This is a genomic window from Ruegeria sp. AM2 (assembly GCF_056540685.1).
This window is the reverse complement of the sequence record NZ_JBQFXE010000001.1, coordinates 30,753-55,081: the sequence shown is the minus strand read 5'-3', so window position 1 is coordinate 55,081 and position 24,329 is coordinate 30,753. Positions and strand designations below refer to the sequence as shown.

Below are 24,329 nucleotides of genomic sequence, written 5' to 3'. Positions count from 1 at the left end.
TAAAAACAAGCAGCCCGGGCCTTGTGCCCGGGCTGTTTCAATGACAAAAGCCCGCACCATTCGTACAGGGATGTGGCAACAACGCCGGAAAACGGCGGCTAGGGGAAAAGATGATCGTCGTCGAAGACGTGCACAAGCATTTCGGCGGATTTCATGCGGTGGACGGGGCATCGCTGGAAATCCAAAAGGGCTCGATCACCGGTCTGATTGGGCCGAACGGAGCCGGAAAGACCACTCTGTTCAACGTGATCGCGGGCGTTCTGCCCCCTACTTCAGGGCGCGTTTTTATGGACGGTGAGGAAATCACCGGCCTTCCACCGCACGACTTGTTTCACAAAGGGCTGCTTCGCACGTTTCAGATCGCGCACGAGTTTTCGTCGATGTCCTGCCGCGAGAACCTGATGATGGTGCCGGGCGCGCAATCCGGGGAATCGCTTTGGAACACATGGTTTGGTCGCAAACGTATTGCTGATGAAGAACGCGCGCTGAAGGCCAAGGCGGACGAAGTTCTGGAATTCCTGACCATCGAACATCTGGCCGATCACAAGGCCGGTCAGGTCTCGGGCGGTCAGAAGAAACTGCTGGAATTGGGTCGCACCATGATGGTCGACGCCAAAATCGTGTTTCTGGATGAGGTTGGCGCGGGCGTGAACCGCACCCTGCTGATGACCATCGCCGACACGATCCTACGCTTGAACAAAGAGCGTGGCTATACCTTCGTCGTCATCGAGCATGACATGGATTTCATCGGCAAGATTTGCGACCCCGTCATCTGTATGGCCGAAGGCAAGGTACTTGCCGAGGGCACTCTGGATGAGATCAAGGCCAATGAGCACGTGATCGAGGCCTATCTGGGCACCGGCCTGAAAAACAAAGACAAGCTGGAGGCCGGGGCGTGACCGACAACCCTTACCATGACGACAAGGGCAACAAGGATGCCTCGATCACCAATACGCACGGCGCCGGCACCATGACACCTGCACATCGCAAAAGTGGTGAGACGCACAAGGTCGAGGGCGGCCCCTTCCTGATCGGTGACACCATGACCGGCGGATACGGCAAAGGGCCAGACATCCTGCATGATTGCACCATCGCCGTCGACAAGGGTGAGATTGCGGTGATCGTTGGCCCCAACGGCGCGGGCAAGTCCACCGCGATGAAGGCCGTGTTCGGGATGCTCGATGTCCGTTCGGGCGCGGTGCGACTGGACGGCGAAGACATCACCTCTCTCACCCCGCAGGATCGCGTGATACGCGGGATGGGTTTTGTACCGCAAACCTCGAACATCTTCACGTCGATGACGGTGGAAGAGAACCTTGAGATGGGCGCCTTCATCCGCCGCGACGATATCAGCCAGACAATGGAGCAGGTCTATGACCTGTTCCCCATCCTGCGCGACAAACGCAATCAGGCCGCCGGAGAGCTATCAGGTGGTCAACGCCAACAGGTCGCGGTGGGCCGCGCGCTGATGACCCAGCCAAAGGTGCTGATGCTGGATGAGCCGACCGCTGGTGTCTCGCCCATCGTGATGGATGAGCTGTTCGACCGGATCATCGAGGTTTCCCGCACCGGGTTGCCGATCCTGATGGTCGAACAAAACGCCCGCCAGGCGCTGGAGATCGCGGACAAGGGATATGTGCTGGTTCAGGGGCGGAATGCCTATACCGGCACGGGCAAAGAGCTGCTGGCCGATCCTGAAGTGCGCAAGAGTTTCTTGGGGGGGTGAGGATGAAAACAACCTCTTTCAAATTTTTCCTCACGTTGGCTGTTGCGATGAACCTAATGTGGCAAAGCCCTGCGCAAGCCGCCTCGTTTCCTAAGACCTACTGCGAAATGAGAATGTGTGAAGTTAGAACAATGTGCATGGGTGCAGATTGTCCCGCCACGGACTGTCCGGAAGGAAGCTTTTGGCTGGAAATCTCAATGGACGATAGTGAACTACAAGTTTACGCGGTTCCGTCGACCAAGGACTCTCGAGTTCATTTCGGGGACTTTCAGGTTGACAGCAGACTCTCAAACGATCGCGCGATTGTGGCGAATAGTGTTGTTGATAACACCCTGACCAATGCGGTCGTTGAATTGTGGACCGACGGCGAACCAATCGGCATCGCAATGACCATTCAGAGGCTCCCTCATTCTCATTTTGTTGAAATGGTTTACGGCTTCTGCGGAGAAGAAAACTAATGGACTTCCTCAACGCCCTGGTGGCGCTCTCCAACTTCGTTCTTGTTCCCGCAATCGCTTATGGCAGCCAGTTGGCGCTGGGCGCTTTGGGGGTGACGCTGATCTATGGAATCCTGCGGTTTTCGAACTTTGCCCATGGCGATACGATGGCCTTTGGCGCGATGATTGCGGTGCTGGTGACTTGGGGAATTCCATTGCTGCTTGCTTGGACCCTAGAAAGTCAGTTTGGCTTAGTTAACGGGGTAATGTCTTGGTTTTTGACCCCATTCGGAGTGATGGGCGGTCCGCTCCCAACCGCTCTCGTCGCCCTGCCCTTTGCCATTCTTGGCTGTATCGTTCTGGTGCTGATCACCGACCGGCTGGTTTACAGGTTCTACAGGGAACAAAAGGCAAAACCGGTCATTCTGGTGATCGTATCGATGGGCGTGATGTTCATCATGAACGGCCTCGTGCGGTTCATCATCGGACCGGACGATCAGCGCTTCTCGGACGGTGCAAGGTTCATCATCTCGGCGCGGGATTTCAAGGCGATGACCGGGCTGCGCGAGGGGTTGGCGATCAAGACTTCTCAGGGCATTACCGTGATCGTGGTTGTTGTTGCCGTGGCGCTGTTGTTCTGGTTCCTGAACAAAACCCGCACCGGTAAATCGATGCGCGCCTATTCGGACAATGAAGATCTGGCGCTGCTGTCCGGCATCAACCCCGAGCGTGTTGTGATGATCACATGGATCATCGTCGCAGCACTCGCGACCACGGCAGGTGTGCTCTATGGCCTCGACAAAAGCTTCAAGCCGTTTGTCTATTTCCAGCTGTTGCTGCCGATCTTCGCCTCAGCCATTGTAGGCGGCCTTGGCAACCCGATCGGGGCCATCGCAGGCGGGTTCATCATCGCGTTTTCCGAGGTGACGATCACCTATGCCTGGAAAAAGGTGCTGACCTATCTGGCACCGGAAAGCCTTGAACCTTCAGGTTTGGTTCAGTTCCTGTCCACCGATTACAAATTCGCCGTCAGCTTTGCCATCTTGCTGATTGTGCTGCTGTTTAAGCCCACGGGCCTGTTCAAGGGGAAAGCGGTATGACCGAGACTGTCAAAAACACGCTGCTTTTCGTCGTCGTCGGCGGGCTGATCCTTTTGACCGGGTTCACGCAAAGCTGGAACGCGGCGATCCTGATTCTGAACATGGGGCTGATCTCGGCTATCATGTCCATCGGGGTGAACCTGCAATGGGGCTTTGCGGGGCTGTTTAACGTTGGCGTCATGGGCTTTGTCGCGCTGGGCGGCCTGGCGGTTGTGCTGGTCTCGACCCCTCCGACACCCGGAGCATGGTCATCGGGTGGTTATGGCGTTGTACTCGCGCTGCTGCTTGGCGCTGCGACAGTTGTTGCGGCGGTGATGGTGGCAAAAAAGATGCCCAAAGGTCGCGTGCAGACGCTGGCCATTATAGGCATCCTCGTCATTGGATTCTTTGTTTATCGCGCGATTTTCGATCCCAGCATCGCCGCGATTGAGGCAATCGATCCTGCGGTTGCAGGCAATATCGGCGGTCTGAATCTGCCTGTCCTGCTGGCTTGGCCCGCCGGAGGCTTACTGGCCGCAGGTGCCGCGTGGCTGATCGGTAAAACGGCGCTTGGTCTGCGCTCGGACTATCTGGCGATTGCAACGCTGGGCATCGCCGAGATCATCATCGCGATCATGAAAAACGAGGATTGGCTGGCCCGAGGGGTAAAGAATGTCTACGGCATCCCTCGCCCCGCGCCCGTTGTGGGGTACGAGGTCGAGCTGCAGCAAGACCCCTCGTTCATAGCACGCGCCGAGTGGTTTGGGATTGACCCAGTGACGGCATCGACCCTCTCGGTCAAGCTGGGCTATTCGCTGCTGTTTGTTGTCGTGCTGCTGGTGCTGCTTTGGATGGCCCAGATGGCGTTGAAAAGCCCGTGGGGCCGGATGATGCGCGCCATTCGTGACAACGAGGTTGCGGCTGAAGCAATGGGCAAGGATGTCACCCGCCGCCATCTGCAGATATTCGTTCTGGGTTCTGCGATCTGCGGCATTGCCGGTGCGATGATGACCACGCTGGACGGACAGCTGACACCTGGCACCTATAACCCGCTGCGCTTTACCTTCCTCGTCTGGGTGATGGTGATTGTCGGCGGATCAGGCAACAATTTCGGCGCGGTTCTGGGCGCCTTCCTGATCTGGTTCCTGTGGGTTCAGGTTGAGCCCATCGGTCTTTGGCTTATGAACCTCATCACCGTGGGGATGCCCGAAGGCAGCGCGCTGAAATCGCATTTGATCAACAGCGCAGCTCATATGCGTTTGTTCACCATGGGGCTTATTCTGCTGATCGTTCTCAGGTTCAGCCCTCGGGGTTTGATCCCCGAGAAATAGACCGAAAACCTCTCAAACAATTGAACCGCGTCAACTTTTTTTGGCGCGGTTTCTTGATTTCGCTTGCGTTTGTTTATAAACGACCTCACCGCTTGCGTGTGCCGCTTTTGGTTTCGGCGTCCACTCACACGATCTGACCGATCGGTACGACCCGCTATGTTTACTAATGAGAATGAGCCTCACGATGTCATCGACCCTCACCAAAGTCGCTTTGCTTTTGCCCCTGTTCTCGGCATTGGCCGCCTGCGTTCCGTCCCCTGTGGATTTGGAAACTGAACCTGTTCAAGTTCAAACGCAGAAAGGCGTCGTCACTTGTCAGCTATATACCAAGAACCGCGTCCTCTGGGATCGTGCAATTGATTTCCCGGCAACGAAAATGTCTGTCGCGGAAGCTGACAATATTTGCCGCGAAGAAGGGTTGCGCCAATTGAACGGGTAAGCATTTCGGTGCCTATCTGTTCTTAAACAACCCTCCCAGAATACCACGCACAATTCTGCGCCCCGTGGTGCCTTTCAGCTCTTTGATAACCGCCTGGCTCATGGCTGTGGCGAAAGTATCCTTTTTCCGGGAAACCCGGGAAGAGGACCGGCCCACCCTGCTGCCAGAATAGCGGCGGGCAGATGCGTATTCTCTTTCGGCAGCAGATTGTTGTTCAATGAGTTCGTCGGCTTCTGCGGCCTCGGCCTCTTTAGCGGCAGCTTCGGCGCGGGCCTGAAGAATTTCGAAGGCCGATTTCCGGTCGATGGTCTTGTCATATTTCGCGCCCATCGCAGATTGATCCAATATGGATTGACGCTCCTTGGCTGTGATCGGACCCAATTGCGAGCCGGGCGGCCGGATCAGCGTCCGCTCGACGATGCCTGGCACGCCCTTCTTTTGCAGCATCGATGTGACGGCCTCACCCACGCCCACCTCGCGAATCGCCGTTTCGGTGTCAAAGGCAGGGTTTTCCCGATACGTCTCGGCGGCCAGCCGCAGGTTCTTACGGTCTCGCGCAGTGAATGCACGCAAGGCATGCTGCACGCGGTTGCCCAACTGGCCCAGAATATCCTCCGGTATGTCCGCCGGGTTTTGTGTGATGAAATAGACCCCCACCCCTTTTGACCGGATCAAACGGGCAACCTGTTCGACCTTGTCGATCAGAACTTTGGGCGCGTCTTCGAACAACAAATGCGCTTCGTCAAAGAAGAAGACGAGCTTGGGTTTCTCTGGATCGCCCACTTCGGGTAGTTCCTCGAACAGTTCGCTGAGCAACCACAGCAGGAAGGTTGCGTAAAGGCGTGGCGCCCCCATCAACTTGTCCGAGGCCAGAACGTTCACCATTCCCTGCCCGTTTTCGTCGACGCGCATCAAATCCGCCAGATCGAGCGCCGGCTCTCCAAACAATTTTGACCCGCCCTGGTTTTCAAGAACCAGAAGCCTGCGCTGAATTGCGCCAATAGAAGAAGTCGAGACATTGCCGTAACGCAGAGAAAGCTGTGCCCGGTTCTCGCCGATCCAGACCAACAAGGCTTGTAGGTCCTTAAGGTCCAGCAAGGGCAATCCGTCTTCATCGGCGACCCGGAAGGCGATGTTCAAAATACCTTCTTGTGCCTCGCTCAATTCCAAAAGTCGCGACAGTAACAATGGGCCCATTTCCGTGATCGTGGTACGGACAGGATGCCCCTGTTCACCAAACAGATCCCAGAACGTTACTGGACACGCACTGTAGCAGAATGTGTCAAAACCGATCCGTTCAGCGCGGTCTAGAAATGCCTGGTGCAGCTTGTGCTGGTCGCTGCCGGGCAGAGCCAGTCCGGACAGGTCACCTTTGACGTCGGCCATGAACACCGGAACCCCGGCCTTGGAAAACCCTTCGGCAAGAATTTGCAACGTGACGGTCTTGCCGGTGCCCGTTGCCCCGGCGATCAAACCGTGGCGGTTCGCATAGCTCAGCGTCAGTCCCTGAGGCACGCCATATTCATCCCCGCCACCGCCGATAAAGATATTGTTATCCATTGAAAACCTGTCCCGAATTCCACCGATCTGCCCCGAGCATACAAAGTTAACCATTCACTGCGATAGTCAATTTGCCTTCGCCGTGGCTCTGTTGCGTCGGGGCAAACTTCCTCCCTGTTGACTGGCCGTGCCCTTGGGCACGGCTTTTTTCGCCCACTTAAGGATAAAGCTCAGGAACAACGGAAAAAATTTTGTCGTTAGCTGTTGACCGCCGAGATTCCCTTTCGTAACGTCTGCGCATAACTAAGTCGGCCAGTCCGACGGGGAGAAAAAATTCATGAAGGGAGCCGCTCTATCGGCTCCCTTTGTCGTTTGACCTTGGGAAACCTTCGCCACTCGTTTAAGCAAAAATATGGTCAATTCCCCGCAGAACGCCCCGTTTGATCCTGACACCATCGAATTGCGATGATAGACGGGTAAAAAAAGCTGGATCAGCAATATGAGGCGTTCATGATCAGGAAATTTGTCCCAATTACTCTGGTGGCTGCTGCCATGGCTGGCGCGGTCTATGCCCAGGATGAAAGCAACACCTCGCAAGAGCAGGCAGAGCCGAATGCGCAGCCCGGCAGCGATCTGGATTTGGGTCAAAGCGGCCCGCGGGTGGGTGAACAATACATCAAGGAAGAATCTGGGGCTTGGGGCGTGTCCTGCATCAAAGCCGGCGAAGGGGATGACCCCTGCGCCATGGTGCAAATTCTCAACGGTCAGCAAGGTGATCCTATTGCCGAGGTGACAATCGGCAAGCTGCCCGAAGGGGGGGCAGCCGTGGCGTGGGCCAATGTCGTTGTTCCACTTGAGACACTGTTGCAGGCGCAGTTGGCCATTTCAATCGATGGCGCACCACGCAAGCTGTATAATTATCACCACTGCATTCCAGTCGGATGTGTCGCGCAGTTGGGCCTGACACAGGGCGATGTGGATGCGATGAAATCAGGTACAACTGCCGTGTTGTCTCTGGTGCCCGCGCGCGCACCGGATCAGATCCTGAACATGGATATGTCTCTTAGCGGATTTACCGCCGCGTTTGATGGGCTGAATGTTTCGGTCAACTGACAGGTGACCTGAAAGCCCCAATATCAAAGCCGCCGTCCCAAAACGGCGGTTTTTTTTGTCAGACGCGTTTCAGCGCCAAGACGGCGTTTAGCCCGCCGAATGCAAAAGCATTACTGAGGGCAACGTCGACTTTGGCTTCACGGGCCTCGTTGGGGACCACATCTAGGGCGCATTCCGGGTCAGGTTCTTCGTAACCGATCGTCGGTGCGATAACACCGTCCCGCAGCGCCATGATACACGCGAGCAATTCAACCGCGCCCGTTCCACCGATCAGGTGACCATGCATGGATTTGGTTGACGAAATCATCAGATCATCCGCATGTGGGCCGAAGACATCTGCGACAGCCGCGCACTCGGTCTTGTCATTGGCCGCAGTTCCGGTGCCGTGCGCGTTGATGTAGCCAACTTCGCTGGCGTTCAGCCCTGCATCCGCCAAAGCGCCAGACATTGCGCGCGACGCGCCCTGTTTGCTGGGCATCACGATATCAGCTGCGTCCGAGGACATGGCAAAGCCAACGACTTCACAAAGGATTTCCGCTCGCCTTGCTTTCGCGTGTTCAAGCTCTTCGAAAACAAACACGCCTGCGCCTTCGCCCTGAACCATTCCGTTGCGGTTGGCGCTGAACGGGCGGCACGCGTCTTTCGACATGACACGCAACCCTTCCCAGGCTTTCACGCCGCCAAAGCACAGCATGGATTCCGAACCGCCTGTCAGCATCGCCGGTGCCGCGCCGCTGCGTACCATTTGAAACGCGAGCGCCATGGCGTGGTTCGAGGAAGCGCATGCCGTTGATACGGTGAAGCTGGGGCCCTTGAGGTTGTGCTCCATCGATACATGGCTGGCCGCCGCATTGTTCATCAGCTTTGGTACGACGAATGGGTGCACCCGGTTCTTGCCGTCTTCGTAGACGGATCGGTAATTGTCGTCCCAAGTAGACACCCCGCCACCGGCAGTGCCAAGCACCACACCGGACCGAGCCGCAACGTCGCCATGGAAAACGATGCCCGACTGATCGATCGCCTCTTTGGCCGCTGTCAGGGTGAACTGAGTAAACCGGTCATACAAGGTCATTTGTTGCCGATTAAACCGGCCCTCGGCCTCGAACCCGCGTACCTGGCCGCCAATCTTGATGGCCAGACGCTCAACATCGCGAAATTCCAGTTCGCTGATGCCGCAACGACCTTCGCGCATAGCCTCCAGCGTATCGGGGACAGAATGCCCCAGCGAGTTGATTGTCCCGGCACCCGTAATGACAACGCGTTTCATAAGGTGGCTCAGACCTTTTCCGCCACAAGCTTTTCAATACCGGCAATGATCGCCGCGACGTTCGAGATGTCGAAATCACTGGCCGTCGGCTCATTGGCATTGAATGGGATGGAGATGTCGAACTCTTCCTCAATCGCAAAGATGCTTTCGACCAGACCAAGGCTGTCTATTCCCAGATCCTCGAGCGTACTTTCCGGCGTCACGTCCGACGGCTCCAGCACGGCCTGCTCGGCGATGATTGCAATGACACGGTCGCTGATGCTCATGTCGGTCCCCTGATTATCGCGTTGCGGATGACTTAATCGCTTGGGGGCTGTTTGAAAACCGCCTTTTTCAACGCCTCTACGTCACGCGCCATGCGTGGCAAACGTCGTTGGGCTTTGTAGATATCGGTGTGTGTTTCCATTTTGATACCAGGATAGCCCATGATTACGCGGCCCGCAGGAACATTTGACAGGATTTTCGTCCCGCCGCCTGAAATCACACCGTCACCGATAAAGATATTGTCCACAACACCGGTCTGACCACCAAGGATCACGTTGTTGCCGATTTCGACAGAGCCAGAAACTCCAGTCAGACCGCAAAGCAGGCAATCCCGACCAACCTGTGTGTTGTGGCCAACATGCACTAGGTTATCCAGTTTCGAACCATCTCCAATCGCTGTGTTGCGAATGGTGCCGTTGTCCACCGTGCTGTTGGATCCGACCTCAACGTCGTCACCAATCTCAACCGCGCCCAGAGAATGGATGCGCAGCCAGCTTTGGTCCTTGGCGTCCCCTTTGTCACCCATGGTCTTTCTGACGTTTTCGGCTCCGGACACCTCGGGCGTGACAAAGCTGAACCCGTCCCCTCCGATCCTCGCACCGGGCTGTGCGATGAACCGTGCGCCAATCTGCACCCGCGCGCCAATACTGACCATTTCGCGCAAAAGCGCGTATTCGCCTAGCACCGCATCCATTCCAATTGAGCATTGAGGACCAATAACCGAGCCTGCGCCGATCTTTGCACGCGCTCCGACGACGGCCAGAGGACCGATCGAAACATTGTCCCCTATCTCCGCTGACGGGTCTATTACGGCCGATGGATGAACCCCTTCCGCAACCCCCTGCCCTCGATCAAGCATTGTTGTGATGCCTGCCATTGCCATCCGGGGTCGCTGCACGAAAATCGCAGCGGCAAGACCCATCGACTTCCAATCCGCTCCGTCCCACACAACAGCCGCCCGTGCGGAGCCAGCAGACAAGGATTCGGCATATTTCGGCGACATGGCCATCGCCAGATCTGTTGGCCCGGCGTCTTGTGGTTCTGCAGCACGCAGAATGGTCAGGTCGGTTTGGCCCTCGGCCACCGCCCCCAAAGATTGAGCAATCTGTTCAATGGTGAACTGCATTTCGGGCACCCTTATTGCAGGAGTCGCCCCGTGATTACCCCTGAACGTCCGGCAGGACCACCCCTGCCTTCTGCAATGCCTCCCAAATCTTGCGATCCCTGTCATAAACATCGCGCCGATACTGAACGTCGCCCTTTGGTCCGACATAAGCTGTGCGATAGATCAAGTGCACGGGAACCGGCTGCTCCAGGTTGACCTTGGTCTCTTTGCCGGTGTTCAGCACGCGATGGAAAAAGGCTTTGGGGTTTTCCTCTTGCTTTGCCAACAAGGCGTAGGCGAACCCGAACGGGTCAGCAAGCCGGATACAACCATGCGAGAATGCCCTAACCTCACGCGCAAACAAGCTTTTCTGAGGGGTATCATGCAGATAGATGTTATGCTTGTTGGGGAACATGAACTTTACAAGCCCCAGAGCGTTGCTGTTACCGGGCGGTTGCCGCATGGAAAACGGAAAGTTGCGGGCGGTAAACTGATTGAAGTCGACCGCTCCGCGGTCTACCTGACGCCCGCTGCGGTCGGTAATCTGAATATGGCCAACAGAGTTCGGGTTTTCACGAAGTTGCGGCAGATATTCCTTGGTGATAATCGAGCGTGGTACATACCAGCTTGGATTGATCACCATGTGTTCCATCTGATCCGAAAACTCCGGGCTCCGGCGATCGTGTGTGTTTTTGCCAATGACCGTACGGCTTTCAAACGTAACCTGCCCGTCGTCGATAATCTTGGCCGAGAAATCCGCCTGATTGACCAGAATGTGACGCTCGCCGCGCTGCTCGGGTAACCAGCGTTCACGCTCCAACGCGACGATAACGGATTTCAGCCGGTCAGATGCTGGACGGTTGAGTTCAGCAATCGTGCCACTGCCCGCAACTCCGTCAGGCTCCAACCCATGTGAAGATTGAAACGATTGAACAGCTGCCAGCAACGCATCGTCGAACTCGGCGCTCGCATTGGGTTTCAAATACCCCATCGCAATCAGACGATTGCGCAGTTTCACGACATGCGGTCCGGCATCACCGAACTCAAGCTTGCCATCGGGAACCGTCGGTCCCCAACCACCTCGGGCAATTAGGCTCTCAAGCGCTTTCTTCTGCTTCAACAACGCGCGATATTGGCGTGTTTGCGGCATCAATGTCCGAATGTATGCACCTGATTTATCAGCGGAAAGTTTGCTGAGATGTTCAGTCTTCGACCGGTGAACGACCTCGCGAACCAATCCATCGTCAACGCTTGACGGTTCGACCACACCGGAATGAATATCAGCAGCGTAGCCTAGGAAAACCCGGCTCAGCTCAACTTCCACAGCACCCAGATCACGGAGACTGCGCGCGTCCTTCATCTGAGACATCAAGGAATTGACGTCGTATTCCGCAGTGGGCAGCCCATGAAGTTCGGCCGAGGAAAGCGCATCGACCAAAGCGGCGCGTCGCGCGGTGTGCGCAGGCGTGTCGCCTACCCACAACGGGTCAAAACCATTGGTGCGGTAAAACTCTGTCAGCACAGAGTTTGATGAGGCAGTTTCAGCCACCGACAATCGAAAAGCCGTCCCGTCCGGCGCGGCCTGCGCAACCGAGGAACATGTCGCGAAAATCGCGACAGAGACAACACGAATACTGGTACAAAAGGAAAAAGGCATGGGGTGACCTTAACAATTCAATGACTTGAGCACCAAATCCGGTGCGTCAAATGACAATGTTGTCCAAAAACTCAGAAGTCCATTCACAAATTCATCACCTGAACGCATCTGGATTGTCGTGGTGCGCGTTTGCATCTAGAGCCTGGGCTGTGCGCGAAGCTTAGGCGAAACTGTGTCAATTGCGCAAAAAACTGCCGAAAATTCCCCCTTGAAAACGTATATGTGAAACACTTCTTGGCGCGCGACTCTCACTGTGTCATAAAAACCGCATCTGGGATGGGAAAAAATTAAGACAGCTCGCGTAACATCGCGTGCAGGCAGGAACAGTACGGGACGAAACAAGAAATGACCATGAGCAGTGCATCGGGCTTGACCCGGCGCGCCCTATTGGGCGCATTTGCTGCCACGGCGGTTGCCGCGGCTCCGACTTATTCCCAAGCAGCAGGATTTCTGCGTGGCGGCGGCGACATACGGCGCGTCCGCATGTATTCCGGTCGCACCGGTGAACGCATCGACATGGTATATTGGGTTGATGGCAAATACATCAAGGATGCCGTGAAAGAAGTGAATCACTTCATGCGCGATTGGCGCAGCGACCAGGTGAAGGACATGGACCTGCGGACAATCGACATCATGGCGGCGGCACACAACATGATGGATGTGAGCGAACCGTATATGCTCCTGTCCGGCTACCGCTCACCGCAAACCAACGCGTTGCTGCGCTCCAGATCACGCGGCGTTGCCAAGAACTCACTTCATATGAAGGGTCAGGCTGCCGATCTCAGACTATCCTCGCGCTCGGTCTCGCAAATGGCCAAGGCCGCAATGGCCTGCCGTGCAGGCGGTGTCGGTCAGTATTATCGCTCGAACTTTGTCCACATGGACTGCGGTGTGATCCGCACCTGGCGCGGTTAATTTAACCACCCGTCGTTGTTTTCTTCGCCCCCGCAGCCCGCGCTCGGGGGTTTTGTTTTTGGCGCTCGGCATTTTCGCGATGCAATGGCGCCAAAACTGTCGAGCTTTTGATGAAAGATGGCGCACCTGAGAGGATTCGAACCTCTGGCCTCTGCCTTCGGAGGGCAGCGCTCTATCCAGCTGAGCTACAGGTGCCTTGGCCGTTAGCTACCCTCGTTCCGATCCGGGTGCAACTGCAAATCCACGCCCGGATCAGGCGAACAGATCATGCGCCAGTTCAAGCGCATCGATCAGAGTGTCGACCTCATCGGTCGTGTTATACAGCCCAAAACTGGCCCGGCACGTCGCCGTGACGCCGAGATGATCCATCAACGGGCCTGCGCAATGATGCCCTGCCCGAACGGCAACACCTTTTTTGTCCAATATGGTCGAAACGTCATGAGCGTGACCTGCACCATCCAAGGTAAAGCTGAAGATCGCCGCCTTGTCGGCCGTCGTGCCCTGAACCTGCAACCAATTCAGCCCGGTCAGTTTTTGCATTGCATAATCGCGCAGACCGGCCTCGTGCGCGGCGATGTTGTCCATGCCCAGACCCATCATGTAATCCAAAGCCACACCCATTCCGATCGTTTGCACGATGCCTGGCGTTCCAGCTTCGAACTTCATTGGCGGATCGTTATAGATCACTTCGTCCTTCGAGACTTCTTTGATCATGTCACCGCCCCCGATGAACGGGCGCATTTCGGCCATACGTTCCGATTTGATGAAAATCGCACCGGATCCGGACGGGCCATAGAGCTTGTGGCCCGTGATCGCATAAAAATCGCAGCCGATATCTGACAGGTTGACCGGCATGTGCACGGCGCCCTGACTGCCATCAACCAGAACCGGAACACCTTTTGCATGAGCGCCTTCGGTGATCGCCTTAACATCCACAACCGTTCCCAACACGTTCGAGCAATGGGTCACGGCGACAAGTTTCGTCCTGGGGCCAATCGCATCAATCACCGCTTGGGGATCCAAATGTCCCGCCGCATCCACGTCGATCCATTTCAGAACCACGCCTTGCCGCTCGCGCAGGAAATGCCAAGGGACAATGTTGGCGTGGTGCTCCATCACGCTCAGAACGATCTCATCCCCTGCCTGCATGCGCGGCATGGCCCATCCATAGGCAACAAGGTTGATGCCTTCGGTTGTACCCGAGTTCAGGACGATTTCGTCCTCATCCGGAACACCAAGGAATTTCGCAACCGTCCCGCGGACGGATTCGTATTTCTCGGTGGCAAGATTCGACAGGTAGTGCAAGCCGCGATGCACATTGGAATATTCATGCGCATAGGCCTGCGTCACCGCATCGATCACCACCTGAGGTTTCTGCGCAGACGCGCCGTTGTCCAAGTAGGTCAGCGGCTTACCGTTCACCTGCCGGGACAAGATTGGAAAGTCAGAGCGGATGCTTTCAACATCATACATTGTCGTCGAGGTCCTGTCTTAAGCCAACGGGTATAAAATCAGCACAAACGGCACCGCCGCCAAAGCGGAAAGCAGCACTACAAGGAAAGCCTTTCCCAGAGAATGGAACTGATGCGCCTGATTGATGAAGTGCAACGTGATGTAGAGGCTGTAAAGGCTCATCGCCAGCAACAGCAGGCCGAACATAGGCGGCGCGATGATGGCCACAGCGTAGATCACGACCTGCGCTGCGATCTGCAGCAGTTGCAGCCAGAGCACCAGGCACATGATACCGTCAAAGCTGCCTTGCCCACCGATCAGACGCCCGGCGAAAAAGAAGGCGGCAATGCTTAGGAACAATATGCCGGTCGATGTCGCCAGCGCCCGCGCAACCGGTTCAACTGGAACCTCCAGTTCGGGATTGACTGCCGGAATGAGGATCGAAGCCGTGGTTTGCAACAGTGTATTCAGAACCACTGTCAAAAAGAACAGCAGCCACAATACATCGCGTTTTGGGCAAAGTGCTAAAAGACGGCGGCCCGCTTCGGCGGGCTGAGCCAGCGTCATGATCACAAGACCGCGCCAATCCACCGAATTCATGGGTCGCGCCTTTCCACTTGGATCAAAGCCGAGATCCAGAACCACAAAAAGAAGCCCACCCAAACCAGTCCGACCGCGTTCAGGGCGCCGCCGGGACCGATGAAGCCCGCGACAAGGCCAAACAACATCAACAAGGGACTGGCTGCAAGGAAAGACCAGAACAAGGCCAACCGGGCGCCAAACCAATCGCCTTTGCCACCTAACAGGCGCGCAACCACATGGCTCAGGCCCGCCAGAACGTAAAGGAAAAGCGGCGCGGTCAGCACCCACGCAAACAACGCCCCGGCCAGAAGCGCGTTCAGTTCCTGCCCCGTCAAATGCGCCTCACGGGCCAGACGCGGTGTCTGACCAATGAAAACCAGCACGCAGGCCGCCATAACGATGATCAACGCACGGTCTTCGCGTGGCCCCATCTGCAGCAGCCGTCGAACAACGCGCCCCGGTCCGCGATACGTGGCAACGATATCGGTTGCGACCGGCATCAGCTTCGGCGTGCCAGCCAGCTTTCCAGACGGGATACCATCACGTCAGCCAGAGCTTTGTCTTCGATTTCGTCCACCGCTTCGGCCAGAAAGGCCAGCGTCAGCATGTCTGTCGCGTCCTTTGCAGGAATACCGCGCGAGCGCAGATAGAACAGCGCCGTCTCGTCAATCGCGCCGGATGTCGATCCGTGCGAACAAGCCACGTCATCGGCGTATATCTCAAGCTCCGGCTTGGCAAGGAACTGGCTGTCATCGTCCAACAGCAGGGACTGGCTGATCTGATAGCCGTCCGTTTTCTGTGCGCCTTCCTTGACCAGGATCTTACCCTGAAACACGCCCGTCGCACCGTTGCGCAGCACCTTTTTGAACACCTGACGACTTTCGCAATTCACCGCGTCATGAGTAACGAAAACGGTGTCGTCGTGGTGGAAATCACCGTCGCCGACACAGGCCCCGGCCACATGCGCGATCGCGTCGTCTCCGGTCAGTTCGACGACCTGTTCATTGCGGGTCAGCACGCCGTTTACGGTCAGCGTGAACGACTTGTAAACAGATTGGCGCCCCATGCGGGTGAACATATGCGTTGCGGCCCGGCGCTGATGATCGCGGCCCTGAGCGCGGATGTGGTGCAAGGTACCGCCGTCGGCAATATCGATCTCCATGCACTTGTTAAAGCGCGATGCGGCAGGTCCGTTCTCGAGGATCGTTACCTCGGCCCCACTTTCGACCCGAACGATGTGGTGCAGTATCGCGTCCGACGTTTCAGACGCGTGGCGATAGATCAGGCTGATGGGCTTTGACGGCTTGCCGGTCACATGGATGGCCACACCATCCGACGCAAAAGCCGTGTTTAAAGCGGCCAGTGGTCGTTGAACCGGGTCTTGTCCCCTGGCTTCAAGAACGCCGTACAACTCTTTGGCCCAATGAATATCCTTGCAGCAGATATCCTCGAGCCGGTCAATCGAGACGCCCTCCAAAGACAAATCATCCGAGTCGTCCGGGCTGAACACACCGTCGATGAAAACGATCTTCAACCGATCAAACTCATGAAACACCATGGGTTCGTCCGTGCGATATAGCGCGGCGGGGATCGCCTCGGCAGAGGTCAGCGTGTCGGGCCGGGTGTATTTCCAGTATTCGTCGCGACGACCGGGCAAACCCATCTCGCGGACACGGGCCAGAGCGGCTTCGCGCGCCTTACGGGTGCACCCGGCATCCGGCAGGGTCAAAGCGGCCAGCCGTTCCTCGGTCGCCGACTGTTTTGCTTGGGGCAGCGCCATCAGTTCACCTCGGAAAGAATGTCGGCATAGCCGTTGTTTTCCACTTCAAGCGCCAGCTCTGGGCCACCGGTTTTCACGATCCGACCGTCCGCCATGATGTGAACGACATCAGGTTTGATGTGATCCAGAAGCCGTTGATAATGCGTAATAACCAGAAAACCACGCCCCTCATCGCGCAGCGCGTTCACGCCTTCGGCCACCAGCTTCATCGCGTCCACGTCAAGCCCCGAGTCCGTCTCATCCAGGATGCACATCTTGGGTTCCAGCATGGCCATCTGCAGGATCTCATTGCGCTTTTTCTCACCACCCGAGAAGCCAACATTCACGGGACGTTTGAGCATTTCCGCATCGATCTTCAAGGCCTTCGCCTTGGCGCGCACTTCTTTGAGGAAATCCGTCGCCGAAAGCTCGTCTTCACCGCGCGCTTTGCGTTGAGCGTTCACTGCAGTCCTCAGGAAGGTCATGTTGCCAACGCCTGGAATCTCGACCGGGTACTGAAACGCCAGGAAAACACCCGCTGCCGCGCGCTCTTCCGGCTCCATCTCCAACAGGTCCTCGCCGTCCAGCGTGGCAGAGCCCTCTTCGACCTCATAGCCATCACGCCCGGACAGAACATAGCTGAGCGTAGATTTGCCCGAGCCGTTCGGCCCCATGATCGCGTGTACTTTGCCGGCTTCGACAGTCAGGTCTACGCCTTTGAGGATCTGCTTTTCTTCTTCCTCAAGTTTGACGTGCAGGTTCTTGATTTCCAGCATTTTTTGTCCTTTTGCCTATCGCAAAGAGCCCTTGGGCTCCGATCATTTTATCCCACAACCCTGCGGATCAACTTTGCTGCAATCCACCCAAGGATTACCCCGCCGCCAATAGCCCAGACCGGGTTTATGAATTCGTAGTAGTTGATGTTGACATAGGCCACGCCCAGCACCCCGCCCAAAACGGGCAATGCGTAACCAAGCCAGGTCAGCACATCATCCTTCCGGATGCGGGCCTGAGGTGACCGCGCCATTAGCCAACCGAACCTTCAAGACTGATTGCCACCAACTGCTGCGCTTCCATGGCAAATTCCATCGGTAGCGCCTGCAGCACATCTTTGCAGAACCCGTTGACGACCAGCGCCACGGCCTCTTCCTCGTCCATGCCGCGCTGACGGCAGTAGAACAGTTGATCGTCGTCCACTTTGGAGGTCGTCGCCTCATGTTCCACTCGGGAAGAGTTGTTCTTGACCTCGATATAAGGAACCGTATGCGCGCCGCATTTGTCGCCGATCAGAAGGCTGTCACACTGCGTATAGTTGCGGCTGTCCTTCGCCTTGGGATGCATCGAGACAAGACCGCGATAGGTGTTCTGTGCCTTGCCCGCGCTAATCCCCTTGGACACGATGCGCGACTTGGTGTTCTTACCCAGATGAACCATCTTCGTGCCGGTATCAGCCTGCTGATAGTTGTTGGCAATCGCGATCGAGTAAAACTCACCCTGGCTGTCATTCCCCCGCAAAATGCAGGAGGGGTACTTCCACGTCACAGCCGAACCGGTTTCCACCTGAGTCCACATCACCTTGGACCGATCACCCCGGCAATCGGCGCGTTTGGTCACGAAGTTATAGATGCCGCCTTTGCCGTTCTCATCGCCGGGGAACCAGTTCTGGACGGTTGAGTATTTCACCTCGGCATCTTCTTCGACGATGATCTCAACTACAGCCGCGTGCAGCTGCGCGGTGTCCCGCTGCGGCGCGGTGCAGCCTTCCAGATAGGACACGTAGGAACCCTTGTCGGCGATGATCAGCGTCCGTTCGAACTGACCGGTGTTTTCAGCGTTTATGCGGAAATAGGTGCTCAGTTCCATCGGGCAGCGGACACCCGGCGGGATGTAGACGAACGAGCCGTCCGAGAACACGGCGGAGTTCAGCGTGGCATAGAAGTTGTCCGAGACCGGCACCACCGTGCCAAGGTATTTCTTGACCAGTTCGGGATGTTCTTTGATCGCTTCGGAGATCGAGCAGAAAATCACGCCCGCTTTTTTCAGTTCATCCTGAAATGTCGTACCTACGGAAACGGAATCGAATACCGCATCCACGGCAACCTTTCGACCTTCGGCGGGTGCATCTTCCGCCCCCTCGACGCCCGCAAGAATCATCTGTTCCTTCAGAGGGATACCCAGCTTTTCATAAGTGGCCAGCAGCTTGGGATCGACCTCGTCCAACGACTTCGGCTTTTCCTCCATCGATTTCGGACGCGCATAGTAATACTGGTCCTGAAAATCGATCGGCGGGTAGTGAACCATCGCCCATTTAGGTTCTTCCTTTTGGGTCCAGCGCTCGAACGCGGCCAAACGCCATTCGGTCATCCACTCGGGCTCTTCGTTCTTTTCCGAGATCAGACGCACGATATCCGGATTTACGCCTTTTGGCGCATATTCCATCTCGATATCGGTTTCCCAGCCGTATTTATACGTGCTGACCTCGCGCACCGCATCCACGGTTTCCTGATCAACACCTTCTTTTACCTGGGTCTGGTCCAAAGCGGCCATAAGACACCCTCCGTCAGATCACGCGGCCCGCGCGCGATGCTTTTTCTCTTTCTCAAGCCACGTTTCGGCGAAACGCAGCACGTCTTCTTCCGTCGTTTCGGTTCCCAGCGATACGCGGATCGCACTGGCAGCCGTTTGTTCGTCAAACCCCATCGCGGTCAGCACCGCGCTGGCGCGCACCTTGCCGCTGGAACAGGCCGAGCCCGCGCTGACTGCAAAGCCCGACAGATCCATCTGCATGACCTGCGTTTCGCCCTTCCATCCGGGCGTTGCAAAACACAGCGTGTTCGGGAGTCGCGCCTGATCTTTCCCGACAAAAATAGTAGATTTAGAGCCAGCCTCAAGGGCGTTTTCTAGAATATTTCTAAGTTCCGCAACTTTTTCCCAAACACCGTCGGCCAAGTCACGCGCCGCTGCTTCAGCTGCAGCGCCGAACCCCGCAATTCCAATGACGTTTTCCGTACCCGAACGTCGCCCCATCTCTTGCCCGCCACCCTTGATCTGCGCAGCAATATCGGTGCCGCGTTTCATCACAAGCGCGCCCACCCCCTTGGGTCCGCCCAGCTTGTGCGCGGATATCAGCGCCATCTGCGCTCCGATCCAGTTGAAAGCCAACGGCGATTTTCCAAATGCCTGAGTCGCGTCGGTTACGGCCAAGCCTGTGGGCAAGGACTGCACAATACCCGTTTCGGAATTGGCCACCTGCAATGTGGTCCGTGAGGGATCTTCTACCGTGACCTGACCACCTGCTGTAACAGGTAGAACTTCATCAATCCAAGCCCTTACCGCGTCATGCTCAATCGCGGCACCTTTGATCGGATGTCCGCGCAGTGCCAACGCAGCAGCCTCGGTCGCACCTGATGTAAAGACGATATCCGAACCGTCTGCGCCAAAGGCTGCCGCTATCTGCGCGCGCGCGCTCTCAATCAGAGACTTTGCCAAACGTCCCTCGGCATGCACCGAGGATGGGTTGCCGCACACATCCATCGCGGCAATCATTGCCGCGCGTGCCTCGGGGCGCAAAGGCGTTGTCGCGTTATGATCCAGATAAACTCGATTCATAGATGCATCATTATTAATGCCGCGACGCGATATGCAGTGACGGGCCTCATGAAATCAATCGTCCACCACCGAAAACAGGTTAGGGACAGCCGGACAAGGCGCCAGATCATTTCTGATCACGTCCGACAGCCGCGTCTGATGCAGAAACACGTAGACATTCGCGCTGAGACTTTCCCATAGGCGGTTTGTCATGGATTGCGCCCGACTTCCCGACGACCCGCCCGATGCACCAGCCCCTTTGTGCATGGCATCAACCGTTTCATCGACCGCAGACAACACTTCGACAACCCGGATTTCCGAAGCTGGACGCGCTAGGCGATACCCACCGCCGGGACCGCGAACGGAACTGACAAGATCAGCGCGGCGCAACTTGACAAAGAGTTGCTCCAGATATGGCAACGAGATGTCCTGACGCTCAGAAATCTCGCCCAGCGTCACCAGTTTATCCGAGGACTGCAGCGCAATATCCGCCAGCGCCAACATCGCATATCGCCCTTTGGTTGACAGCTTCATCAGATTCCCTCTCGGCAAGACCGCGCGAAAACATTGACGCCGCCGCAGGCAATGCGTATCTCCGACGGGCAGTGCTTATGACGCACATCAATGAAATTAGAACCGTTCTAAGGTGTCCGACGATAACCGTCAAGTATATCCGGACGCCGACGCAAAAAAGACAGGATCAAAGCACACATGCCCGAGGTGATTTTTCCCGGACCCGAAGGCCGCCTGGAAGGCCGCTACCACCCGCAAAAGGAAAAAGACGCACCGATCGCCATCGTGCTGCATCCGCACCCGCAATTTGGCGGGACCATGAATAACAAGGTCGTCTATAACCTGCACTACGCATTCTACAACATGGGCTTCACGGTTCTGCGCTTTAACTTCCGCGGTGTCGGTCGCAGTCAGGGTGAGTACGATCAAGGCGTGGGCGAGCTTAGTGATGCCGCATCGGCGCTGGACTACCTGCAGTCGATGAACAACAATTCCAAACATTGCTGGGTTGCTGGCTTTTCTTTCGGCGCCTGGATCGGTATGCAACTGCTGATGCGCCGCCCCGAGATCACAGGCTTCATCAGTGTCTCGCCACCGGCAAACATGTACGATTTCTCGTTCCTGGCGCCCTGCCCGTCTTCCGGCCTGATTATCAACGGGTCCGCTGACCGCGTGGCCCCGCCTGCGGACACGACGTCGCTGGTGGGCAAATTGCACGAGCAAAAAGGCATCACCATCACCCATCATGAGGTCGACGGCGCAGACCACTTCTTTCAGGATCGGCACATGGACACGCTTATGGGTGACGTCACCGATTACGTGAAGCGCCGCCTGACCGAGACCACGCGCTGATGTCAGACACGATTACAACCCTTGCTGCACGATTGGCCGACGACACTGTCAAGGTCATGGACGAAACCGGCGACGATCGGTTCTTCGTCGAGGTTGGCGAGGTGTTAGGCGCATCATCACAAACGTTAGAAGAGGCGTTTCTGACCGAAATTCGCGTACGTCTGGCCGAACGGAAAGCGCGTCAGTTCGTCGTCAAACGACTGTCTCAGCATCGCTCGAAAATGAAAGCGATCGAGAAGCAATAGTTCGACTGCAAGAAAAAAAGGAGCGCAATGCTCCTTTTTAAGGTCGCCTGATCAGCGCTTAAACAGAAACACCCGATACACGTTCAACACTTTGGGCTGCATCAATGTCGACGGACCCCCCGTCTGCAAGCCACCCCAGCGCCACAATCAGAAACGATATGATGATGACGGATTTTGCAAAAGTCGTCATTTCTAACACTCATAAAAAAAACACTAAAAACAAATGCTTTTTACCACATTCGCTGCGAACTCGAATAGTCCGGTTTACCTGACCTTTCGAAAGTGTTGCGCCCAGCCTTCACATTCGCTTGGATTTTAATCACTACGCGACCGCATGCCCGCTTCGATTGCACCGTAGGTAGAATGGTGAATTTCCCGATTTGCAGACCTCTGACGGGCGGTTAGGGCTGGCATATTGCGCCGAGCCGCGTTATGCGCGCGGCAACTTCCTGTTCAAAGGCTGACCTCTCATGGACCTGCGCAACATCGCAATCATCGCTCACGTGGACCACGGCAAGACGACCTTGGTGGATGAGCTGCTTAAACAATCCGGCGCGTTCCGGGAAAATCAGGCCGTGGCGGAACGCGCCATGGACAGCAACGATCTGGAGCGCGAGCGCGGGATCACTATCTTGGCCAAAGCCACCAGTGTCGAGTGGAAAGGCACCCGGATCAACATTGTTGACACACCTGGCCACGCCGATTTCGGGGGCGAAGTCGAACGGATTCTCAGCATGGTCGACGGCGTGGTCCTGCTGGTTGATGCCGCCGAGGGTCCGATGCCGCAGACCAAGTTTGTCACATCCAAGGCATTGGCGCTGGGGTTGCGCCCCATAGTGGTCTTGAACAAGGTCGACAAACCCGATGCTGAACCCGATCGGGCGCTGGACGAGTGTTTCGACCTGTTCGCAAATCTGGGCGCCGATGACGACCAGTTGGACTTCCCTGCGATGTATGCCTCGGGCCGGTCCGGCTGGGCAGATATGGAGTTGGACGGCCCTCGCAAGGATCTGACCGCCCTTTTTGACCTGATCGTCGATCACGTCCCAGCCCCGAAACAGGCGAACCGCAAGGACGAACCGTTCCGCATGCTGGCCACGACGCTGGGCAGCGATCCGTTCATCGGCCGCATTCTGACTGGGCGTGTCGAAAGCGGCACGCTGAAGGCAGGTGACAGCGTCAAGGCGCTCAGCCGCGACGGCTCACTGATCGAAAGCTTCCGCGCCTCAAAAATCCTGGCTTTCCGTGGGCTGGCTCAGCAGCCCATCGATGTGGCCGAAGCGGGTGATATCGTCACCATCGCCGGCATGAGCAAGGCCACCGTCGCGGATTCGCTGGTCTCTCCGCAAGTTGAAGAAGCCCTGCCCGCCCAACCCATTGACCCGCCGACCATTACAGTGACCTTCGGCATCAACGATTCACCTCTGGCTGGCCGTGACGGGAAAAAGGTTCAGTCCCGTGTCATTCGTGATCGCCTGATGAAAGAGGCCGAATCGAATGTCGCCATCCGGATCACGGACACGCCGGGCGGTGAAGCTTTCGAGGTGGCGGGTCGTGGCGAATTGCAGATGGGTGTTTTGATCGAGAACATGCGTCGCGAGGGGTTCGAACTCAGCATCTCTCGGCCGCAGGTTCTGTTCCGCGAAGAAGAGGGTCAGCGACTGGAACCGGTCGAAGAAGTCACCATCGACGTTGATGACGAATATTCTGGGGCGGTGATTGAAAAGATCACTGGTGCGCGTAAAGGCGAGTTGGTCGAGATGCGTCCAGCCGGTGCTGGCAAAACGCGCATCATCGCGCATGTACCTTCGCGTGGCCTGATCGGCTATCATGGAGAGTTCCTGACCGACACCCGTGGCACCGGTGTTCTGAACCGCGTGTTCCACGACTGGGCCGCGCATAAAGGCCCAATCCCTGGGCGTCGTGCCGGTGTCTTGATCTCGATGGAGAAGGGCCAGGCCGTCGCTTACGCCCTTTGGAACCTTGAAGAGCGTGGACGCATGTTCGTCGGCCCTCAGGTCGAGGTATATCAGGGCATGGTGATCGGTGAGCACTCGCGCGACAATGATCTGGAAGTAAACCCGCTCAAGGGCAAAAAGCTTACCAACGTGCGCGCCAGCGGATCGGATGATGCGGTGCGCCTGACCCCGCACATCCAGTTTTCACTGGAAGAAGCGATCGCCTATATCGATGATGACGAATTGGTCGAGGTCACCCCAAACGCCATTCGTCTGCGCAAACGGTTCCTTGATCCGCATGAACGCAAACGTATGGCGAGATCTGCGTAATTTCGTTTCGCCTTTAGAAACAATGCCGCAATTGTGACATTTTTACGTCCAATTTCACAAAGCGCCCAATATGTGAACAGAGCGGCTGATACCCGCTCTGCACTGTTTTTACTCATTAATCTCCCCTAGATTGCATTAAGATGAAAATTGACAAGAATTTTACCCCTTGATATTGGGGCGTAAAAACGCTGTATCTGTGACAAAAGTAAGGCCTCGC

General features: G+C 56.5%; 26 protein-coding genes and 1 tRNA gene. 11 read left to right on the top strand and 16 right to left on the bottom strand.

Annotation, left to right across the window (positions count from 1 at the left end):
- The first annotated feature begins 110 nt into the window (after nt 1-110).
- The 6 genes from ACR0CR_RS00285 to ACR0CR_RS00260 all read left to right on the top strand — a co-directional run bounded on the left by ACR0CR_RS00285 (nt 111) and on the right by ACR0CR_RS00260 (nt 5,012).
- Nucleotides 111-899, top strand: a complete 789-nt coding sequence (locus ACR0CR_RS00285; RefSeq protein ID WP_170658565.1) for an ABC transporter ATP-binding protein — start codon at nt 111-113, stop codon at nt 897-899.
- Nucleotides 896-1,726 carry an ABC transporter ATP-binding protein gene (locus tag ACR0CR_RS00280; RefSeq protein ID WP_480595675.1) on the top strand — a complete coding sequence of 277 codons (831 nt, stop codon included), beginning with the start codon at nt 896-898 and terminating at the stop codon, nt 1,724-1,726. The genes ACR0CR_RS00285 and ACR0CR_RS00280 overlap by 4 nt, the downstream gene beginning before the upstream one ends.
- A 2-nt stretch (nt 1,727-1,728) precedes the next feature.
- Complete coding sequence (locus tag ACR0CR_RS00275) at nt 1,729-2,184, top strand: hypothetical protein (RefSeq protein ID WP_480595673.1); 456 nt, start codon at nt 1,729-1,731, stop codon at nt 2,182-2,184.
- Nucleotides 2,184-3,263: a branched-chain amino acid ABC transporter permease gene (locus ACR0CR_RS00270; protein WP_480595671.1), complete on the top strand. Its 1,080-nt coding sequence runs from the start codon at nt 2,184-2,186 to the stop codon at nt 3,261-3,263. The genes ACR0CR_RS00275 and ACR0CR_RS00270 overlap by 1 nt, the downstream gene beginning before the upstream one ends.
- On the top strand, nt 3,260-4,573 hold the full coding sequence (locus ACR0CR_RS00265; protein ID WP_480595669.1) for a branched-chain amino acid ABC transporter permease: 1,314 nt from the start codon (nt 3,260-3,262) through the stop codon (nt 4,571-4,573). The genes ACR0CR_RS00270 and ACR0CR_RS00265 overlap by 4 nt, the downstream gene beginning before the upstream one ends.
- A gap of 184 nt (nt 4,574-4,757) precedes the next feature.
- Nucleotides 4,758-5,012 (top strand): hypothetical protein, encoded by a 255-nt coding sequence (locus tag ACR0CR_RS00260; RefSeq protein WP_480595667.1) that lies wholly within the window; start codon nt 4,758-4,760, stop codon nt 5,010-5,012.
- Nucleotides 5,013-5,024: 12 nt separating this feature from the next.
- On the opposite strand, the gene ACR0CR_RS00255 is transcribed toward ACR0CR_RS00260, so the two are convergent.
- Nucleotides 5,025-6,572, bottom strand: coding sequence for a helicase HerA-like domain-containing protein (locus ACR0CR_RS00255; protein ID WP_480595665.1), 1,548 nt, complete (start codon nt 6,570-6,572; stop codon nt 5,025-5,027).
- Nucleotides 6,573-7,022: 450 nt separating this feature from the next.
- Between ACR0CR_RS00255 and ACR0CR_RS00250 the strand changes: the two genes are divergently transcribed.
- Nucleotides 7,023-7,625: an invasion associated locus B family protein gene (locus tag ACR0CR_RS00250; RefSeq protein ID WP_480595663.1), complete on the top strand. Its 603-nt coding sequence runs from the start codon at nt 7,023-7,025 to the stop codon at nt 7,623-7,625.
- Between the two features lie 58 nt (nt 7,626-7,683).
- On the opposite strand, the gene ACR0CR_RS00245 is transcribed toward ACR0CR_RS00250, so the two are convergent.
- From ACR0CR_RS00245 to ACR0CR_RS00230, 4 genes are read right to left on the bottom strand one after another with little or no spacing between them, the layout of a single operon-like run.
- Nucleotides 7,684-8,892 (bottom strand): beta-ketoacyl-[acyl-carrier-protein] synthase family protein, encoded by a 1,209-nt coding sequence (locus ACR0CR_RS00245; RefSeq protein WP_480595661.1) that lies wholly within the window; start codon nt 8,890-8,892, stop codon nt 7,684-7,686.
- 8 nt (nt 8,893-8,900) lie between these two features.
- The gene (locus ACR0CR_RS00240; RefSeq protein WP_480595659.1) at nt 8,901-9,158 is read right to left on the bottom strand and encodes an acyl carrier protein; all 258 of its coding nucleotides are present in this window, start codon (nt 9,156-9,158) and stop codon (nt 8,901-8,903) included.
- A gap of 32 nt (nt 9,159-9,190) precedes the next feature.
- Nucleotides 9,191-10,282 carry a UDP-3-O-(3-hydroxymyristoyl)glucosamine N-acyltransferase gene (gene lpxD / locus ACR0CR_RS00235; protein WP_480595657.1) on the bottom strand — a complete coding sequence of 364 codons (1,092 nt, stop codon included), beginning with the start codon at nt 10,280-10,282 and terminating at the stop codon, nt 9,191-9,193.
- 34 nt (nt 10,283-10,316) lie between these two features.
- On the bottom strand, nt 10,317-11,918 hold the full coding sequence (locus tag ACR0CR_RS00230) for a L,D-transpeptidase family protein (RefSeq protein ID WP_480595656.1): 1,602 nt from the start codon (nt 11,916-11,918) through the stop codon (nt 10,317-10,319).
- 345 nt (nt 11,919-12,263) lie between these two features.
- On the opposite strand from ACR0CR_RS00230, the gene mepK reads away from it, so the two are divergent.
- On the top strand, nt 12,264-12,833 hold the full coding sequence (mepK, locus tag ACR0CR_RS00225; RefSeq protein WP_480595654.1) for a peptidoglycan L,D-endopeptidase MepK: 570 nt from the start codon (nt 12,264-12,266) through the stop codon (nt 12,831-12,833).
- 118 nt (nt 12,834-12,951) lie between these two features.
- Here mepK and ACR0CR_RS00220 read toward each other — a convergent pair.
- From ACR0CR_RS00220 to iscR, 10 genes are all read right to left on the bottom strand, one after another.
- Nucleotides 12,952-13,028 (bottom strand) — tRNA-Arg (locus tag ACR0CR_RS00220).
- Between the two features lie 57 nt (nt 13,029-13,085).
- Nucleotides 13,086-14,306 (bottom strand): cysteine desulfurase, encoded by a 1,221-nt coding sequence (locus ACR0CR_RS00215; protein ID WP_480595653.1) that lies wholly within the window; start codon nt 14,304-14,306, stop codon nt 13,086-13,088.
- 18 nt (nt 14,307-14,324) lie between these two features.
- On the bottom strand, nt 14,325-14,885 hold the full coding sequence (locus tag ACR0CR_RS00210) for a Yip1 family protein (protein ID WP_480595651.1): 561 nt from the start codon (nt 14,883-14,885) through the stop codon (nt 14,325-14,327).
- On the bottom strand, nt 14,882-15,367 hold the full coding sequence (locus tag ACR0CR_RS00205; RefSeq protein WP_480595649.1) for a YIP1 family protein: 486 nt from the start codon (nt 15,365-15,367) through the stop codon (nt 14,882-14,884). The genes ACR0CR_RS00210 and ACR0CR_RS00205 overlap by 4 nt, the downstream gene beginning before the upstream one ends.
- Complete coding sequence (sufD, locus tag ACR0CR_RS00200) at nt 15,367-16,647, bottom strand: Fe-S cluster assembly protein SufD (protein WP_480595647.1); 1,281 nt, start codon at nt 16,645-16,647, stop codon at nt 15,367-15,369. The genes ACR0CR_RS00205 and sufD overlap by 1 nt, the downstream gene beginning before the upstream one ends.
- The gene (gene sufC / locus ACR0CR_RS00195; RefSeq protein WP_480595645.1) at nt 16,647-17,402 is read right to left on the bottom strand and encodes a Fe-S cluster assembly ATPase SufC; all 756 of its coding nucleotides are present in this window, start codon (nt 17,400-17,402) and stop codon (nt 16,647-16,649) included. The genes sufD and sufC overlap by 1 nt, the downstream gene beginning before the upstream one ends.
- A gap of 47 nt (nt 17,403-17,449) precedes the next feature.
- Nucleotides 17,450-17,653: a hypothetical protein gene (locus ACR0CR_RS00190; protein ID WP_480595643.1), complete on the bottom strand. Its 204-nt coding sequence runs from the start codon at nt 17,651-17,653 to the stop codon at nt 17,450-17,452.
- Nucleotides 17,653-19,173 carry a Fe-S cluster assembly protein SufB gene (sufB, locus tag ACR0CR_RS00185; RefSeq protein WP_170658583.1) on the bottom strand — a complete coding sequence of 507 codons (1,521 nt, stop codon included), beginning with the start codon at nt 19,171-19,173 and terminating at the stop codon, nt 17,653-17,655. The genes ACR0CR_RS00190 and sufB overlap by 1 nt, the downstream gene beginning before the upstream one ends.
- A gap of 18 nt (nt 19,174-19,191) precedes the next feature.
- On the bottom strand, nt 19,192-20,235 hold the full coding sequence (locus ACR0CR_RS00180; protein ID WP_480595641.1) for a cysteine desulfurase family protein: 1,044 nt from the start codon (nt 20,233-20,235) through the stop codon (nt 19,192-19,194).
- Between the two features lie 54 nt (nt 20,236-20,289).
- Nucleotides 20,290-20,748, bottom strand: a complete 459-nt coding sequence (gene iscR, locus ACR0CR_RS00175) for a Fe-S cluster assembly transcriptional regulator IscR (RefSeq protein WP_480595639.1) — start codon at nt 20,746-20,748, stop codon at nt 20,290-20,292.
- 177 nt (nt 20,749-20,925) lie between these two features.
- On the opposite strand from iscR, the gene ACR0CR_RS00170 reads away from it, so the two are divergent.
- Nucleotides 20,926-21,579, top strand: coding sequence for an alpha/beta hydrolase (locus ACR0CR_RS00170; protein ID WP_480595637.1), 654 nt, complete (start codon nt 20,926-20,928; stop codon nt 21,577-21,579).
- Nucleotides 21,579-21,824: a hypothetical protein gene (locus ACR0CR_RS00165; RefSeq protein ID WP_480595635.1), complete on the top strand. Its 246-nt coding sequence runs from the start codon at nt 21,579-21,581 to the stop codon at nt 21,822-21,824. The genes ACR0CR_RS00170 and ACR0CR_RS00165 overlap by 1 nt, the downstream gene beginning before the upstream one ends.
- A gap of 58 nt (nt 21,825-21,882) precedes the next feature.
- Here the strand turns inward: ACR0CR_RS00165 and ACR0CR_RS00160 are convergent, their stop codons facing one another.
- Entirely contained in the window at nt 21,883-22,014 is a 132-nt protein-coding gene (locus ACR0CR_RS00160; RefSeq protein WP_480595633.1) for a hypothetical protein, read from the bottom strand.
- 280 nt (nt 22,015-22,294) lie between these two features.
- Here ACR0CR_RS00160 and typA point away from each other — a divergent pair, with 280 nt between their 5' ends.
- A complete protein-coding gene (gene typA / locus ACR0CR_RS00155) occupies nt 22,295-24,112 on the top strand; it encodes a translational GTPase TypA (RefSeq protein WP_480595631.1) in 1,818 nt (605 codons plus the stop codon).
- The last annotated feature ends 217 nt before the right edge of the window (nt 24,113-24,329 follow it).

What these genes read in the sequence shown, in the direction of transcription:
- sufB (WP_170658583.1), bottom strand. Translation starts at nt 19,173, where the DNA reads ATGGCCGCTTTGGACCAGACCCAGGTAAAAGAAGGTGTTGATCAGGAA.
- ACR0CR_RS00160 (WP_480595633.1), bottom strand. Translation starts at nt 22,014, where the DNA reads ATGACGACTTTTGCAAAATCCGTCATCATCATATCGTTTCTGATTGTG.
- ACR0CR_RS00190 (WP_480595643.1), bottom strand. Translation starts at nt 17,653, where the DNA reads ATGGCGCGGTCACCTCAGGCCCGCATCCGGAAGGATGATGTGCTGACC.
- ACR0CR_RS00260 (WP_480595667.1), top strand. Translation starts at nt 4,758, where the DNA reads ATGTCATCGACCCTCACCAAAGTCGCTTTGCTTTTGCCCCTGTTCTCG.
- ACR0CR_RS00205 (WP_480595649.1), bottom strand. Translation starts at nt 15,367, where the DNA reads ATGCCGGTCGCAACCGATATCGTTGCCACGTATCGCGGACCGGGGCGC.
- ACR0CR_RS00250 (WP_480595663.1), top strand. Translation starts at nt 7,023, where the DNA reads ATGATCAGGAAATTTGTCCCAATTACTCTGGTGGCTGCTGCCATGGCT.
- sufD (WP_480595647.1), bottom strand. Translation starts at nt 16,647, where the DNA reads ATGGCGCTGCCCCAAGCAAAACAGTCGGCGACCGAGGAACGGCTGGCC.
- ACR0CR_RS00170 (WP_480595637.1), top strand. Translation starts at nt 20,926, where the DNA reads ATGCCCGAGGTGATTTTTCCCGGACCCGAAGGCCGCCTGGAAGGCCGC.
- mepK (WP_480595654.1), top strand. Translation starts at nt 12,264, where the DNA reads ATGACCATGAGCAGTGCATCGGGCTTGACCCGGCGCGCCCTATTGGGC.
- ACR0CR_RS00180 (WP_480595641.1), bottom strand. Translation starts at nt 20,235, where the DNA reads ATGAATCGAGTTTATCTGGATCATAACGCGACAACGCCTTTGCGCCCC.
- ACR0CR_RS00255 (WP_480595665.1), bottom strand. Translation starts at nt 6,572, where the DNA reads ATGGATAACAATATCTTTATCGGCGGTGGCGGGGATGAATATGGCGTG.
- iscR (WP_480595639.1), bottom strand. Translation starts at nt 20,748, where the DNA reads ATGAAGCTGTCAACCAAAGGGCGATATGCGATGTTGGCGCTGGCGGAT.
- ACR0CR_RS00275 (WP_480595673.1), top strand. Translation starts at nt 1,729, where the DNA reads ATGAAAACAACCTCTTTCAAATTTTTCCTCACGTTGGCTGTTGCGATG.
- typA (WP_480595631.1), top strand. Translation starts at nt 22,295, where the DNA reads ATGGACCTGCGCAACATCGCAATCATCGCTCACGTGGACCACGGCAAG.
- ACR0CR_RS00230 (WP_480595656.1), bottom strand. Translation starts at nt 11,918, where the DNA reads ATGCCTTTTTCCTTTTGTACCAGTATTCGTGTTGTCTCTGTCGCGATT.
- ACR0CR_RS00240 (WP_480595659.1), bottom strand. Translation starts at nt 9,158, where the DNA reads ATGAGCATCAGCGACCGTGTCATTGCAATCATCGCCGAGCAGGCCGTG.
- ACR0CR_RS00265 (WP_480595669.1), top strand. Translation starts at nt 3,260, where the DNA reads ATGACCGAGACTGTCAAAAACACGCTGCTTTTCGTCGTCGTCGGCGGG.
- ACR0CR_RS00245 (WP_480595661.1), bottom strand. Translation starts at nt 8,892, where the DNA reads ATGAAACGCGTTGTCATTACGGGTGCCGGGACAATCAACTCGCTGGGG.
- ACR0CR_RS00285 (WP_170658565.1), top strand. Translation starts at nt 111, where the DNA reads ATGATCGTCGTCGAAGACGTGCACAAGCATTTCGGCGGATTTCATGCG.
- ACR0CR_RS00215 (WP_480595653.1), bottom strand. Translation starts at nt 14,306, where the DNA reads ATGTATGATGTTGAAAGCATCCGCTCTGACTTTCCAATCTTGTCCCGG.
- ACR0CR_RS00165 (WP_480595635.1), top strand. Translation starts at nt 21,579, where the DNA reads ATGTCAGACACGATTACAACCCTTGCTGCACGATTGGCCGACGACACT.
- lpxD (WP_480595657.1), bottom strand. Translation starts at nt 10,282, where the DNA reads ATGCAGTTCACCATTGAACAGATTGCTCAATCTTTGGGGGCGGTGGCC.
- ACR0CR_RS00210 (WP_480595651.1), bottom strand. Translation starts at nt 14,885, where the DNA reads ATGAATTCGGTGGATTGGCGCGGTCTTGTGATCATGACGCTGGCTCAG.
- ACR0CR_RS00270 (WP_480595671.1), top strand. Translation starts at nt 2,184, where the DNA reads ATGGACTTCCTCAACGCCCTGGTGGCGCTCTCCAACTTCGTTCTTGTT.
- sufC (WP_480595645.1), bottom strand. Translation starts at nt 17,402, where the DNA reads ATGCTGGAAATCAAGAACCTGCACGTCAAACTTGAGGAAGAAGAAAAG.